At 65.7% G+C, this 13,768-nt stretch carries 14 protein-coding genes; 11 read left to right on the top strand and 3 right to left on the bottom strand.

Annotation, left to right across the window (positions count from 1 at the left end; genetic code table 11):
• Positions 1–443 precede the first annotated feature (443 nt).
• Genes IZV00_RS18830 through IZV00_RS18820 form a run of 3 tightly spaced genes read left to right on the top strand, consistent with a single transcriptional unit; the run spans position 444 to position 1,789 of the window.
• Entirely contained in the window at positions 444–773 is a 330-nt protein-coding gene (locus tag IZV00_RS18830; protein WP_196227637.1) for a single-stranded DNA-binding protein, read from the top strand.
• Positions 774–824: 51 nt separating this feature from the next.
• Entirely contained in the window at positions 825–1,154 is a 330-nt protein-coding gene (locus IZV00_RS18825; RefSeq protein WP_196227636.1) for a hypothetical protein, read from the top strand.
• A gap of 32 nt (positions 1,155–1,186) precedes the next feature.
• Positions 1,187–1,789 carry a hypothetical protein gene (locus IZV00_RS18820; protein WP_196227635.1) on the top strand — a complete coding sequence of 201 codons (603 nt, stop codon included), beginning with the start codon at positions 1,187–1,189 and terminating at the stop codon, positions 1,787–1,789.
• On the opposite strand, the gene IZV00_RS18815 is transcribed toward IZV00_RS18820, so the two are convergent.
• A complete protein-coding gene (locus tag IZV00_RS18815; protein ID WP_196227634.1) occupies positions 1,776–2,306 on the bottom strand; it encodes a hypothetical protein in 531 nt (176 codons plus the stop codon). The genes IZV00_RS18820 and IZV00_RS18815 overlap by 14 nt on opposite strands.
• A gap of 491 nt (positions 2,307–2,797) precedes the next feature.
• Here IZV00_RS18815 and IZV00_RS18810 point away from each other — a divergent pair, with 491 nt between their 5' ends.
• On the top strand, positions 2,798–3,787 hold the full coding sequence (locus IZV00_RS18810) for a DUF2493 domain-containing protein (RefSeq protein WP_196227633.1): 990 nt from the start codon (positions 2,798–2,800) through the stop codon (positions 3,785–3,787).
• Between the two features lie 189 nt (positions 3,788–3,976).
• The gene (locus tag IZV00_RS18805) at positions 3,977–4,543 is read left to right on the top strand and encodes a hypothetical protein (protein WP_196227632.1); all 567 of its coding nucleotides are present in this window, start codon (positions 3,977–3,979) and stop codon (positions 4,541–4,543) included.
• Here IZV00_RS18805 and IZV00_RS18800 read toward each other — a convergent pair.
• Entirely contained in the window at positions 4,530–4,697 is a 168-nt protein-coding gene (locus tag IZV00_RS18800; protein WP_196227631.1) for a hypothetical protein, read from the bottom strand. The two genes, IZV00_RS18805 and IZV00_RS18800, sit on opposite strands and share 14 nt — an antisense overlap.
• Positions 4,698–5,411: 714 nt before the next feature.
• Between IZV00_RS18800 and IZV00_RS18795 the strand changes: the two genes are divergently transcribed.
• Positions 5,412–5,630: a hypothetical protein gene (locus IZV00_RS18795; RefSeq protein WP_196227630.1), complete on the top strand. Its 219-nt coding sequence runs from the start codon at positions 5,412–5,414 to the stop codon at positions 5,628–5,630.
• Between the two features lie 121 nt (positions 5,631–5,751).
• On the opposite strand, the gene IZV00_RS18790 is transcribed toward IZV00_RS18795, so the two are convergent.
• Positions 5,752–5,970 (bottom strand): hypothetical protein, encoded by a 219-nt coding sequence (locus tag IZV00_RS18790; protein ID WP_196227629.1) that lies wholly within the window; start codon positions 5,968–5,970, stop codon positions 5,752–5,754.
• Positions 5,971–6,648: 678 nt separating this feature from the next.
• Here IZV00_RS18790 and IZV00_RS18785 point away from each other — a divergent pair.
• The 5 genes from IZV00_RS18785 (at position 6,649) to IZV00_RS18765 (ending at position 13,651) form a co-directional block, all read left to right on the top strand.
• A complete protein-coding gene (locus IZV00_RS18785) occupies positions 6,649–6,939 on the top strand; it encodes a hypothetical protein (RefSeq protein WP_044663372.1) in 291 nt (96 codons plus the stop codon).
• Positions 6,929–9,229, top strand: a complete 2,301-nt coding sequence (locus IZV00_RS18780) for a type IV secretion system DNA-binding domain-containing protein (RefSeq protein WP_196227628.1) — start codon at positions 6,929–6,931, stop codon at positions 9,227–9,229. The genes IZV00_RS18785 and IZV00_RS18780 overlap by 11 nt, the downstream gene beginning before the upstream one ends.
• Positions 9,229–12,270 carry a MobF family relaxase gene (mobF, locus tag IZV00_RS18775; protein ID WP_196227627.1) on the top strand — a complete coding sequence of 1,014 codons (3,042 nt, stop codon included), beginning with the start codon at positions 9,229–9,231 and terminating at the stop codon, positions 12,268–12,270. The genes IZV00_RS18780 and mobF overlap by 1 nt, the downstream gene beginning before the upstream one ends.
• A gap of 344 nt (positions 12,271–12,614) precedes the next feature.
• On the top strand, positions 12,615–13,049 hold the full coding sequence (locus IZV00_RS18770; protein WP_230463514.1) for a DUF2726 domain-containing protein: 435 nt from the start codon (positions 12,615–12,617) through the stop codon (positions 13,047–13,049).
• A gap of 152 nt (positions 13,050–13,201) precedes the next feature.
• The gene (locus IZV00_RS18765) at positions 13,202–13,651 is read left to right on the top strand and encodes a universal stress protein (RefSeq protein WP_044663569.1); all 450 of its coding nucleotides are present in this window, start codon (positions 13,202–13,204) and stop codon (positions 13,649–13,651) included.
• Positions 13,652–13,768 lie beyond the last annotated feature (117 nt).

Here is a 13,768-nt window from a genome sequence, read left to right as displayed (position 1 = left end):
CTTCCACCTTCCTGTGATCAACGCCGGCCAAGCCAATCGCACTGGCCGACCCGAGTGGACATAGAGCGCTGCGCCGCCGCAGTCCTTCCGCCCGTCCAGGCAAGGCCGGTGCGGCGGCAGGGAGCACTGTGCCGCGGCATCGCGCCGACGGCGACTGCCCGGTGATGCTGGCCCGAAACCCCACCCTGTCAGCGCAATGACCTCTCGGCGGGCGCCAGGCGCGCCTCCCGCTTGAGGGGATGAACGCTACGCCCGGGCGGGTCCGCCGCAACCCCGGATTGTCCGGCCGTGTTGAGGCCTTCGGCCTCTGCCCGCACCACCCGGAAAATCCCGGGTTTCCCTGCGCTTCGCTCCGGTGCGCCAGCCCCTCGGACCCGGGCCTTCGCGATTGTCCATCCCAGCGGGATCGGCCCGCTGGCGCATCGCGAAAAGGTAAGAGCGTCATGAACAAGATTTTTCTCTCGGGCCGGATCACCTCCGAGATCACCCGCTTCGGCACCGACAGCAAGGGCGGCGTCAGCTTCTCCCTCGTCACCTCCAAGCCCGTCATCAAGGACGGCCAGGTCCAGAAGGACGGGCAAGGCTACACCGAGACCTACGACGAGTTCCACACGGTCAAGGCGTTTGGCGGCCTCGGCAAGTCGGTCGCCAATCACAAGAAGAAGGGCGACAAGCTCATGGTCGTCGGCGAGGTCCGCTACAGCCGCAACGAGCGGGACGGCCGCACCTACTACAACACCGACATCGTCGCCGAGGAAATCGAATTCCTCTGACCCCAGACGGGCGGCCTTCGGGCCGCCCCTTCTTTTTCACGGAGACGACAGATGTTCCATCTCAACAGCTTCGAAGAGATCGCCGGGGTCGCCCACGGGATCGAAGTCCTCAACCCCGCCCTTGTTACCCGCATTCGCCGTGCCGCCGATGGCATGGGCCGTCACGAGATCGCGGCCCGCCTCGCCGACGCGATCACCGAAGCCGCCGATGCGGCGCATATCCGCGCCTTCGAGGAGGCCCAGTTCGGCGACGCCAGCGCCGACGCCATCGTGGACTGCGAGTATCACGAGGAACTGGCCGCAGCCTGGTCGCTCGTGGCCGCCGAGCACCAGCTCGTCAGCCCCGACCTGCTCTACTCCCTCGACGGGTCGGTCCACTGACCCGTCCTTGCTGCACCGAAGGATTTCGCACCATGTTGCCAAATCTCGCTATCCGCCGCCGCACCTCCAACGGTTACGGCATCGTCCTCAATCACCGCCTCGCCTGGTGGCTCGTCGACTTCCCTGACATCGACGGGACACCGACCCGCGCGCGCAAGCTGACGGGCCGGCTTACGCCGGCCCTCGCCGACTGGCTGCGGGCGGAGACCGGCCAGCCCGGACTTGCCGCCGACATCGCATCCTTGCGCCCGGGCAGCGATTGCTGGGCCGGAGTGTTCGCCTGCGCCCCAAGCGCGGCCGATGCGGACCGTTTCGACCTCGACGCGCACCCCTGGGGCGCGGAAGCCGGCGAGCTCGAAGTGCGCCTTGCACGGACGCTGATCGATGCAACCCTGCACCCGGTTCCGTCGGGATTCGTGTCGGCGCTGTCCGGGCTGCCGCCGGAGAATCAGCCCGTGCTGGCCATCCGATTGAGCGGCTATACCTGTTCGACCTTCGAGCTTCTCACCGCCCGCTACATGCCGACCTATCGGCCGCGGTCGCCCTGGCGCGATATCTCGGGCGATGCCGTCGGCGACAGCGGCAGTGACATCATCGGCTGGTGCGCGGCTACCGACTGGATCAGGCCTCTGTAGGGATCGCGACGGAGCCGGCTCCGGCCGGCTTCGCCGCGGCCTCCGGCTTGGCTGTCGAGGCTTTCGATGCGGCCCGCTTCCCGATGGCGGTGCCAGCCTTGACGGCGACTTCGTCCAGCGTCGCCATCAGGCGGTTGAGCTGGGACAGGCTGCCGCCCAGTTCAGGCCCGTAGCGGATCGAGAGATATTCGCGGCCCTCGCTTAATTGGCCGAGGTGGTCGAGCGTGCGCTGGCGCAGCCTCAGCGCCTGGACCGCGGGCTGCGCGGTACGCTTGCGCAGGTCATGCTGATAGCCCCGAATCTCGGCCGGCTTCACGCCCGCATCGAGCAGCAGCGCGTTCAAGTAGAGCTCGATCGCCTGGATCGCGGTCATGCGGGCCGGCGCCCAGCTCGATGGTCGGCCGCGTCTGCCTCGCCCCATCAGATCGTGCGCCGCGCCGCGATATTCATCGGCGAGCTGTCTGATCTCCAAAGCGCTCGCGACTTCGCCCGGATAGGCCTTCGAATCCCCCTGCATGGAGCCAGTCTATGGCGGGTGCGAGGAAGTTCCAACGATGTTCCGCTGTGGGTCCGATCGGGACATGGTCGGCGCATCCCGTCCCCGCTGCGGCGGGGACGGGACCGTGGCTCTATTCGCTAGGCCGCCGCCCCGCGCGTATCGCGCGCGGCCCCGACCAACCTCACGGAGCCGCGCGCCGCGCGTCTCCGCCCATCCGGGTCACGATCCCCTTGCGGGGGCGGGACCCCAGGTGAGGTTTAACACCCCTATTCCTCTCTTGTGTCTGCCTAGTGTGGCATGCGGGGTTGGCGGTCCGTCAAGCATGAGCGGTACCCCCAATTTTCAGCCCGTGCCCGCGTGCCGCGGCCCCGTTCAGAAAATCGGTTCCCCCACTCCCCGCACAGCGGCGGCGGCCGGAGACCGGCCGCCGTGCCTGACCTCCCTGACCGCCGCATGCCCCGAGGCAAGCCTCATCATGAGGATGAGACATCCAGACCTTGGAGGCTCAAATGACCAACACTTTCTCGAACTTCGCCGATCTCGCCAGCTTCATCGCCACCGAGACCGGAGCTGACGAACGCAGCTCGCTCTATTCCGACGCCTTTCTCGAACATGACGAGCGCGCCAAACTGTCGCCGGTCGACGAGAGCGAGCAACTTGAAATGCCCGATCCCGACCAGGCCCGCGCGGCGGTGGAGATGGTGATGGCCACCCTGTTCGACGTGTTCCGCGACACGCGCCTGGAAGCCTTCGCGGGCGACCTCGCCTGGGGCTTCGTCAACAGCTTCCATGTCGTGGCGAAGCGGATCAGCGACCGCGAGGATGATGCCGCCAAGGAGCTTGGAGAACTCGCGCGCAGCTTCGATCCCAGCGAAATCTACGCGACGCAAATCGAGGAAGCCCAGCTCCTCTGCCAGACGCTGCAAGGGTGCCGCGACGCCATGGAATGCATGCGCGACCACGCCGCCGAGGTCTACCGGGTCGAGACGGGACGCCCCTATGCGCCGACCCGTGGCAGCCGGGTCTCGCACGGCGTCACCGCATCGATGATCGACGCCCGCGATTTCCTCGCCGCGAGGGGCCGCGAACGCCGCGAGCAGTTCAACCCGGAGGGTCCCGTCGTCGCCTTCTCGGGCGGTCAGGTCTGGGAAGATCATGAGATGCTCTGGAAGGGTCTGGACTCGATTCTGGCCCGCGTCCCGGAGATGGTCCTCGCCACCACGGCACAGGCCAAAGGCTGCGATGCGATCGCCCAGGCCTGGGCGGCAGCGCGCGGCGTGAAGGTCATCATGTTCCGCCTGGATCGCAGATTGGGCGCCAAGGCCGCGTTCGTGCGCAACGATCGCCTGCTCGCCCTGAAGCCGGTCGAAGCGGTGGTCTGCGAAGGCTCCGGCATCCAGATGAACCTCGCGCAGAAGCTGCGTCAGGCAGGCGTCCCACTCCACGTCGTCAAGCTCGCGCACCAGCGTCCGGCCGAGCGGTCCATGCGCCGGGCCTGACGGTCCGTGCATCGAGAGGCTCCGGCATCCGCCGGGGCCTCTCTTCCTCTTCCTTCTTGCTGCCCTTGCGGCGCGCCGGGCATCGAACCCGGCGCGCCGCACCAAGGACGACCCAGGGCTCCTATGAGCGGCCGAATGCAAAAGGAAAGGAGGGCTGGGGGAGGGGCAACTGCCAAGGAGCCCAAGGCCATGTCCATCCTCTTCCGTATCGCCGTTCCCACCGACGAACTGAACGATCCCGTGGCGCGGATCAGCGCCCGGCAACTCGCCGCGTTCCGCGGCTATCTTCGCGCGGAAGGCGACCGGCTCGGGCAGCAGCTCCTGGAGCCCGACGAATATCTCGGCGACAGTTTCGAGGCCCGCGTCTGTCCGCTCGCGCTCGCGGCGGTGACCGCGCGGTTCGATCACGATCCGCACGTCATCGCCGTTGTCGAAGAAGCCCAGTTCCGCACCCGACGCGTGGCCGTGCACCGGGACCGGACCGCCGCCGAAACCACCATGCGGGTGGCGCTGACCTCGGACCGCGGCGTCGAACTCGATCTCGCCTATGGCAATGCCTACGCTCTGCTCGAGGCCCTCGATATTGGCGCCGACAGCGTGGGCGACATCCCCATCGACACGGCGCGTGCCAAGCTCGAAGATCCGGCGACCCGCGCCCGCGCGAGAGCGGCCCGTGTCGATCACTATCTCCCTCGTCTGGAAACCCTTCTGATGACTGCAACCGACCCGGCGGAGGCCCGCCTCAGTTGGGCGTAGGGTTGCTCTTGCGAAGGAGCGCGTCGATCGCGGACTGCAGGTGCGCGCCGGCGACAGGTTCGTCGAGCGCATCGAGCATCTCAAGAACCTCGCGCATCAGCACCAGCGCGAGCGCACGGGCAACCTTGCTATCCTGCGCATGCGCCTGAGCCATGATCCCTCCCCGGTAATAGGCGGGGCGTTCGTCAGAAGGACGTGGCCGGAAGGAGAAGAACGCCCCGTAACAACTCCCGCGCACTGGGCGCGGGAGCCGGGGCTGAGAACATGTCGAGCATGCGCCTACGCTTTTAGCCGCACGCGACCTGGACATATGCGCAGGCACCCCGGCCGAAATCTCGACCGAGTTGCCGTTCTCGACAGGGTTCTCAGGCCCCGGCGCCGCCGTTTTCGCAGCGCGCCCCGGCCCTAACACAGACTGAAAACCGCACCAAGCGGCGACCGCCGAACTTCGCCCGATGCGACAACGATCAGCCTGCCTGAGCCGGCGCAGCGCGCGCGGCGCTCCCCTCAGTTCGAAAACTTAAAGGCGCGTGAAAATAGGTCGGACACGGTATCATTATCCGGCTCGCTCGCGTGCCGTGCGGACCCGTCGGTCCGCCCGCCGCTACGCATTGCCGGACGGTTCACGAGAGGAAAAATCTCTCACAGTCTTCCCATGATGTCGGGCGGACGAAGCCGCCTCAAGGACGGCGGGGCCCCACCATTTTCTTCGGCGGGTCGGGCGCAGGTGCATCCTCTCGGCGGCAGTGGCCGCCGAAGAAAATCGTGACCCCCACCGCCGCTACGCGGCCCGCTGCGCGGGTCCTTGACCCGGCTCCGCCCACCCGACGCGACTGCCCCTGTCATTCAAGACAGACAGGAGCCGAACATGCAGATGATCACCACCGCCGCCGACAACGCCGCCTACTTCGCCGCCGTCACGAACGCCACGCGCCGCGCGCATCGCAGCTACTTCGACCAGCATGTCATCGAGGATACGGAGCTTGGCTACCTCGCCATCGACGAGGGCGACTACGGCGCGCTGAGCCAGGCGATGATCGACCGGATCGTCTACACCGCGCCGGGCGGGCTGACCGACGAATATTGAGACCGGGAACGGGGAGGGGCGCGTGTCGCCTCTCTCCCTTTTTTGTTGCGAGGGATGGTCGGACATGAGGGGCATCGAGCCCCCCATGTCCGAGCCGCGACGGTCGTCGCGGCGGGATGGCTCAGGCAGCGAGCCGCTTCTCGACCTCGTCGATGCCGAGCGAGCGGATGCGGGTCATCAGGCCCATCAGCCGCTTGCCTTCGAGCTTCAGCAGGCCGGCCTTGTCGACCGCCTGGATCGCCGCCTCACGTTCCTTCTCCGCAAGCCTTAGCCTGCGCTCTTCCAGCTTGCGTTCGTCCTCTGCGAGCGCAGCGCGCTCCTGTTCCAATGTCCGTGCCATAAGGGCCTCTTGGTTCACGCTGATCGGGCTATGAACAGGGGCATCCTATCGAGAGGGAGTTGATGCTGGAAGGGGGGATTGCGGCCGCGGCTCGGCGGGGCAAAGTGGCCCCGCCGCCGGGCTCTATTCGCTAGGTCGCCGCCCGCTTGAAGTAAGCGGCCGCCGGCCAAGCTCACGGAGCCAAGGCTATGCCTTGTCTCCGCCCATTCGGGTTACGAACCCTGCCGTTCCTGATGCCCGGATCGATGCCTTGGACGATCCGATATCCATCACCAGTCCCATGCGGGAGCCTGCGTAGATTCGCCTGATCCAGCCCGGTTCCATTCCGTCCGCCGGACGGCCCGACGCCCCGCCGGAGGCGTAATCCTTTCCATGACAGCACGCGCCCAGGACGCCCCGGGGATAAGGACCAGCCCTGGTGCAGAGAAGCACACCGAACGCACCGATGGTGCAAGAGCTCTGATGTAAATCCAGCTACTTAGTCGGAAATCAATCTGTGGGGCGTCGTGGGACAGCGTTTGGGTTGGGCAAAATTTCCAACAAATATGCCCTTTCAGCGTGATACGGACGAACACGGTCGAATGGCCCTACGCGAATTCCTTGCCGGCGCAGCGTCGATCCGATATAAGCAGCAACGCTTTCTGAGACCCCACCAGCCTCCCTGCTAGGAGGTTTGGTTTGACCACTCCCTACAAACACTGCACGGTCCGCCTCGACCGGGGCAAATATGACCGCCTGGTCGCGCTCGCCTCGGAGCGTGGCTGCACTCCATCCGATCTCTTGCGCGCAGCTGTCGACGGCTTTCTTGGCTCTGTCGATGTGCTCAACACGAGCAATCGTCGGATCGCACGGATCAGCGAGTTCCAGCATCTCGCACTCGACATCATCATCCGCGAGCAATTTCCCGAATATCGCGACCGGATCATCGTCGAAACTGACAAGCGTCTTGAGCAATATCATGGCGCATAAGGACATCCGGAACGACGGCCGACCGATCCCGCTCACCCACCACAGCGCGCGCGGTCGCGTGCAGCGCAACTCGGGGAATTTCACGCGGGGCTCGCAGCTTCTCACCCACGAGATGCTGATGTGGTTCTCGGGCGCGAAGTTGCCCTTGCTGCTTTGGTTCTTCGCCTTCCTCATCGCCTGGTCGATCATCGTGTCGATCAAGCTCGACGAGCATGGCTTCCAGCTCGTCTGCATGAAGATCTATTCGGCGCTGTGGAATTGGGTCGACCTCGATCCGAACAAGCGCGTCAACGTCACGCTGCCCAATGGCGAAATCATGCGAACCGTCATGAAAGCGGTCCCCTATATCCCGGAGGTCATCAAGGCCTGGGCCGTCGCGATGCGGGGTCTGGTCGGCGCCATCCTCGTCTCGACCTTCCTCACTATCCCGCTGACGATCTGGTTCGTCGATATCTCGCATCGTCGTGGTCGTTCGATCCTTCAGGAACGCCATGAGCGCGGCGCCATGCTCGTCGATCGCCCCGTCCTTCTCGCCGAGATCAATGCCCATAACCGGGCGAAGTTCGAAGAAGACGCCGCCGATCTCTTTCCGCGGCTTACCCCGGCGCAGGTGATCGCGCTGCCATTTCGCGCCCGCAAGGACGCCGGCATCCACCATCCCTACACGCTTGCCGGCATCCCCTATCCCCACCGCATGGAGCAATCGCACTCGATGCTCATCGGCACCACCGGCTCGGGCAAGACCACCGAGCTCAGGAGCCTCGTGTCGCAGATACGCGAGCGCCAGGACACCGTCGTTATCTTCGACCTTACCGGCGCTTATGTCGAAGCCTTCTACGATCCGCTGCGCGACACGATCCTCAATCCGATGGACGCGCGATGCCCGGCCTGGTCGATCTTCAACGACTGCCGCACGCACAGCGAGTTCACAGCCGCCGCCGCGGCGCTCATCCCGTCCGACGGCGGATCATCGGAACCCTTCTGGGCGCTCGCCGCGCGCACCCTCTTCATCGAAATGTGCGTGCGTCTGATGGAGCGCGGCCAGACCACCAATCTCGCGCTCGCCGAGAATCTGATGACCGCCGATCTGAAGCGCGTTCATCGCACCCTTGCCAACACCATCGCCGACCCGCTGACCGCGCCCGAAGCGGCACGCATGGCGGAGTCGATCCGGGCCGTCTTCAACACTAACGCCCAGGTCCTGCGCTTCCTGCCCGATGCCGGCGAGCAATTCTCGATCCGGGACTGGATCACCCAGGACAGGCAGTCCGGATCGATCCTGTTCGTCACCTCCAACTATGTCGATCTGCCGATGAACCGGGCCCTGCTGACGCTGTGGATGGACATTGCCATCAATCGGCTCATGACGCTGCCGCGCACCCGGTCGCTGCGCATGTGGTTAATGTTCGATGAGCTGGGAGCACTGCACCGCTTGCCCGCGATCGAGAACGGCCTTCAGACCGCGCGCGCCTTCGGTGGCGCGATGATCCTGGGCATCCATAGTTTCGAGAAACTGGTCGAGGTCTATGGCGAGCAGGGCGCGCGCAATCTTGCCTCGCTCGCGCGCTCCAAGCTCATTCTCGCCACCGCCGATCTCGACACGGCCGAGCAGTGCGCACGGTATATCGGGAACCGCGAAGTGCGGCAGATGGATGAGGCCTATAGCTATGGCTATAACAACACCCGTGACGCCTCGACGCTCACTCCGCGCAAGCAGGTCGAACCGCTCGTCATCGCCGACGACATAACCAACTTGCCCTCCATGCACGGCTTCGTGAAGTTCCCCGACGGCTTTCCGGCCGCGCGCATCCTGCTCGAGTGGAAGGACTATCCCCAGGTCGCACAGGGCTTCATCGCCCGCCCCGATATTCAGCCCGTGCGGTCAAGGCGCGGAGAGGAGGTGTTCGAAGAAAAGGGGGCCGGGGAGGCCGGTGGGCGCGATGGCGCCGGCCTGGTCGTGGAAGAGGTCTCCGATACCGCCAATCTCGCGCGGGATCTTGCCGTGCGCATCCTGTCCGCCGAGGTCAAGGAAGAGCCCGAGGCAGCCGCCGATCGAGCCGCGCAGCGCGGGGATGACCAGGGCGATCAGACGGTAGCGCCCGCCGCCGCCGAGCGGGCGCAGACCGCGCGGGCCGGCGGGGAGGAACAGCCTGTCGCCAGCCGCGATCGGGACGATCGGCGTGGAGATCGGCATGGTCCCGCGCCCCAGGTCGAGGATCAGACCCTTGCCGAACTGCGCCAGGACTTCTCGGCAGGCCCGGATCATGACGGCATGGACATGGGCATCTGATGCTCTCGGTCGCCGCCATCCGCTCCGCCTCCGGCGCCGCGAGCTATTTCGCTAAGGACGACTATTACACGGTCGAAGGCTCGTCCGAGATCAGCGCCTGGGGCGGGGAGGGCGCCCAGGCGATCGGCCTGTCGGGCGAAGTCTCGAAAGATCCCTTCGAGGCTGTCCTCAACGGCGTGCTTCCGAGCGGGGAGGGTGTGGCGCAAGTGGAGAACCGGCGGGCGGGTCTCGATCTCACTTTCTCTATGCCGAAATCGGCGAGCGTCATGGCCTATGTCGCCGGCGACAAGCGCGTGCTTGCCGCCAACATGACGGCAGTCAGGCAGACCATGGCCTGGGTCGAGAAGAACCTCGTTGAGGGGCGCAAGGACGTCGAGGGGCGAAAGGTGCCCGTCCAGACCGGCAACCTCGTCTATGCGCTCTTCCAGCATGACACGAGCCGCGCGCGCGACCCCCAGGCCCATATCCACGCCGTCATCGCGAACCTCACCCGCATGCCCGACGGAAAATGGCAGGCGCTCCATGCCGACAAGCTCTGGAGCCACAACAGCATCATCGGCTCGATCTATCATGCCTATCTCAGGGTCGAACTAGAGCGGGCAGGCTATCAGCTCGACATGAAGGGCAAGCACGGCACCTTCGAGATTGCCGGTGTCCCCAAGGCGGTGCTCGCCGAATATAGCCAGCGCCGCGAGGAGATCCTCGACCGGGCGACGAAGCTCGGCATCAAGTCACCCGAGGGCCTGCGCGAAATCACCCAGCGCTCGCGCGACCCCAAGCTCCAGGTCGAGGATCGCGAAGCCCTCAAGCAGGAGTGGGCGGACCGTGCCGCCGCGCATGGCTTCGACGGCAGGGACCTGCGCGCGGCCGCGGAAGCCCGCGCCGGGATGAGCTCGCGCGACAGCGCGATCGAGCGCGGCTACCGCGCGATCACCGACGCCATCGCGGTCGCACGGGGCAGGGTCGGTGAATTCCTGCGCCCGCGCGATCCCCTCGTGGATCACGGTCTTGCCCGCGCCGTCCGATCGCCAGACGAAGCCCGCACGCAACTCGCGGTCGCCTCGGCGGTGCGCATCCTGTCCGAACGCGAGGCAGCCTGGCCTCTCAACAAGCTCGGCGCGACAGCGCTCGATCTGGGATTGAAGGGCGTGACGATGGCGTCCGTCGAGCAAAGGATCGAGCGGCTCATCCAGGGTCGCCGGCTCATCCCCGGCGTCGCCACGGCCGTCGACCGGACGGGCCGGATGGTGACCACGCCGGAGGCTCTCCGAACGGAAGAGCGAATCCTGGCCGCCGTCGAGCAGGGCAGGGGCCTGGCCGCCCCGATCGTGCCGGCGGCCGACGCCGTCACCCGGCTGCAGTCCGCCGCGGACCGCCCCCTCAATCCCGGCCAGCTTGCGGCCGCGACCCTGATCCTCACCTCGGCCGACCGCACGGTCTCGGTGCAGGGCGTCGCCGGCGCCGGCAAGTCGACGATGCTCGGCGCGGTCGCGCGCGTGGCGGAGGCCGAAGGGCGCGTCATCACCGGTCTTGCCTTCCAGAACAAGATGGTCGCGGACCTCTCGGAAGGCGCCGGCATCAAGGCGCAGACCATCGCGTCGTTCGTGCTTGCCAACGAGCGGTTCATCGCCGAGCGCGATACCCCGCGCTTCGAGGCCGCGCGCGAGAAGTTCGCCGGCACGATGCTGGTCGCCGACGAAACTTCGATGGTCTCGTCGGCCGATATGCTGAAACTCCACCAGATCAGTGAGGCGCTGGGCGTCGACAAGCTCGTCCTGGTCGGCGATCGGCAGCAGCTCTCCTCGATCGATGCCGGCAAGGCCTTCGCGATGATCCAGGCAGGCGGCGGCACCATGGCGCGCATGGATCAGAATATCCGCCAGCGTACCGATCTGCTGCGCACCGTTGCCGCGCTCGCCAATGTCGGCAAAGCCAGCGCCGCGATGAAGGTGCTGGGCGACCGGGTCGTCGAGTCCGGCGCCCCGGCGGAGCAGGCGGCCGACATGTGGCTCGCGCTTGGCGCTGCCGATCGCGAGGTAACGGCGGTCTTCGCCTCAGGGCGCGACGCGCGCGCGACCATCAACCAGCGGATCCAGGACGGCCTGGTCGCGGAAGGGTCGGTGAAGGGGCCTTCGGTTCACCTCACCGTCTACGAGCGGGTCAACACGACCCGTGAGGAGCTGCGCTACGCCTCGACCTACCGGGCCGGGCAGACGCTCGAGGTGGGGCGCGGCGGCGCGCAGGATGTCGGCCTCAAGGGCGGCCGCTACGACGTGCTCAAAGTCCACGCTAACGGCAAGGTCGATCTGGCCGATGGGCGCCGCAAGATCCGGTTCGATCCCCAGAAGCTCTCCCCGACCGAGCAGCGCGACCGGCTCCAACTGGCCGGGAAGAAGAGCATCGAACTGCGCGAGGGTGACCGCATCCGCTGGACCGCCAACGACAAGGATCGGGGGCTCCTCAATGCAGCGATGGCGCGGGTTGTCGGGATCGATGAGGACGGCGTTCGCGTCGAGACCGCGGACAAGCAAACCCTCACACTCGGCCTCGGCGACCCCATGCTCTCGCGGCTCGACCTTGCCTACAGCCTCAACATGCACATGGCGCAGGGCATCACCACCGACAAGGCGATCACTGTCATGTCGTCGCACGAGCGGCACCTTTCGAACCAGCGCCTGTTCAACGTCGGCGTCACGCGCGTGCGCGACGAACTGACCTTGGTGGTCGACGACAGGGAGAAGCTCGAACGGCAGCTCGACCGCAACCCCGGCAACAAGACATCCGCCCTCGAAACCCTGGGTCGGCTCGATATCGACGGGAAGAAGGGACCCTCGTCCCAGCCGTCGGTGCCGTTCGATCCCGGCCCCATCGATGGGATGGATCTGCCCGATCTGCCGCCGCTCCCAAGCGATCTGCCGCCTCTGTCGCCTGGCCCGGCACACTCGGCCGAGGAGGCGAAGGCGCCGCCGCCCGATCTCAAACCCGATCGGCGTGACCAATTGCCGCCGCTGCCCGAACGCAGCCTTGGCCTCGACTTGTGATGCGAAGCGGCCGGCACGGCGCCGGGTGAGATGAAGGAGGACATGATGGGTCGGGAATTTGAACGAGCCGGCAAGTTGGGCAGCGAGCGCACGACCGAGACGTGCGTCGAGTGCCCCGGCGCCGACCGGCGCGACCTGCCGATAACGCAAGGCGGATGAGGTGGAACTCAGCATTTACCGATCACTGCTCGAGCGCGGCACGCGCAGCCGCGCCGAGGGGCGCTGAAATGGATGAATTGAGAACGCGAACCATGGAAACTTTGAACATCGTCGGCCCTATGGAGCGTGCGATCCTGCCGGTTGTTATCCTTGCGGGCGCGCTGTGAATCCTTCTCGCGCTGCTGTTGGGAGGGGGTGGTTCCATCCGGCTCGCCCCGGTCGCCAAGCCGTTCATGACCGGCCGGGAAGAGGCCATGCTGATCGTGTTGGAGGAGATATTCCCGATGTACCGCTTCCATGCACAGGTCGCGATGGGCGCTCTTCTCAAGGCTCCCGCATCAATCGGGCGCCGGGCGACATCTGCGGATCGCAACGCCTTCTCGCAGAAGATCGTCGATTTCGTGGTGCAGGATCCCACGACCGGTCGTGTCGTCGCCCTGATCGAGGTTGATGACGGCTCCCACAATGCAGCGCGCGACCGGATCCGCGATACGATGACAGGCGCCGCCGGTTACCGGCCCTTCCGGATACCGGCGTCCGTTCGTCCGACCATTCCGGCAGTACTCAGAATCGTCCACCCACTTCGTGAAGACTTGGTGCAGAGGCGGCGCCAGGACTAATTTACCATAAGGATAGATGACTGCCTCGGGCCTGGCCCCACATCAAGCGTTGGCTCTGGTCACACGCCTCGCGCAAGAAGGTAGAGGCTTGACGAAGCGGCGGGATATTGATGCACTTCAAACTGAGTGACAACCCGCTGGGAGGCATGCTCATGTATAATCATATACTCATTTCAACTGACGGATCGGAAACTGCCCAGAAGGGCGTGGATCATGGTCTTGCCTTGGCCAAGGCCCTGGGTGTCAATGTCACCATCATGACCGTTACCGAACGCTTTCCCGTATATTCAAGTGGAGTGGGTTACGATCTCGCTTGGAGCGAGGCTGCACTGACCGAATATGCTGAGGGACAGAAAAGCGCAGCCGAGGGCATCCTCGCTAGCGCGAAGGACTCGGCCGAGCGGCTCGGAGTAACCACAGAAATCCTCCATGTGCCTGACGCGGAGGTTGCCGAGGCAATAATCGCTGTGGCCAAGGAGCGCAATTGCGGACTTATCGTGATGGCGTCGCATGGACGCAGAGGATTGGGTCGGCTGATGCTCGGCAGCAAGGCATTCGAAGTGCTGACCCACAGCGTGATCCCGGTGCTCGTGGTGCGCTGACCTCATTTTGAACGAGCTCGGGCGCCATATCCAGCCTTCCTACCCTTATCGCGCCGAGCATGCAGACGCTTGCACAATGAATTTGCGTTGCTCTGGCTTGGCGACGTAGCGATTTTG

Origin of the sequence: Sphingobium sp. Cam5-1 (genome assembly GCF_015693305.1) — a bacterium.
In the GTDB taxonomy this organism is placed as follows: domain Bacteria; phylum Pseudomonadota; class Alphaproteobacteria; order Sphingomonadales; family Sphingomonadaceae; genus Sphingobium.
This window is presented reverse-complemented; position numbering and strand designations above follow the sequence as displayed.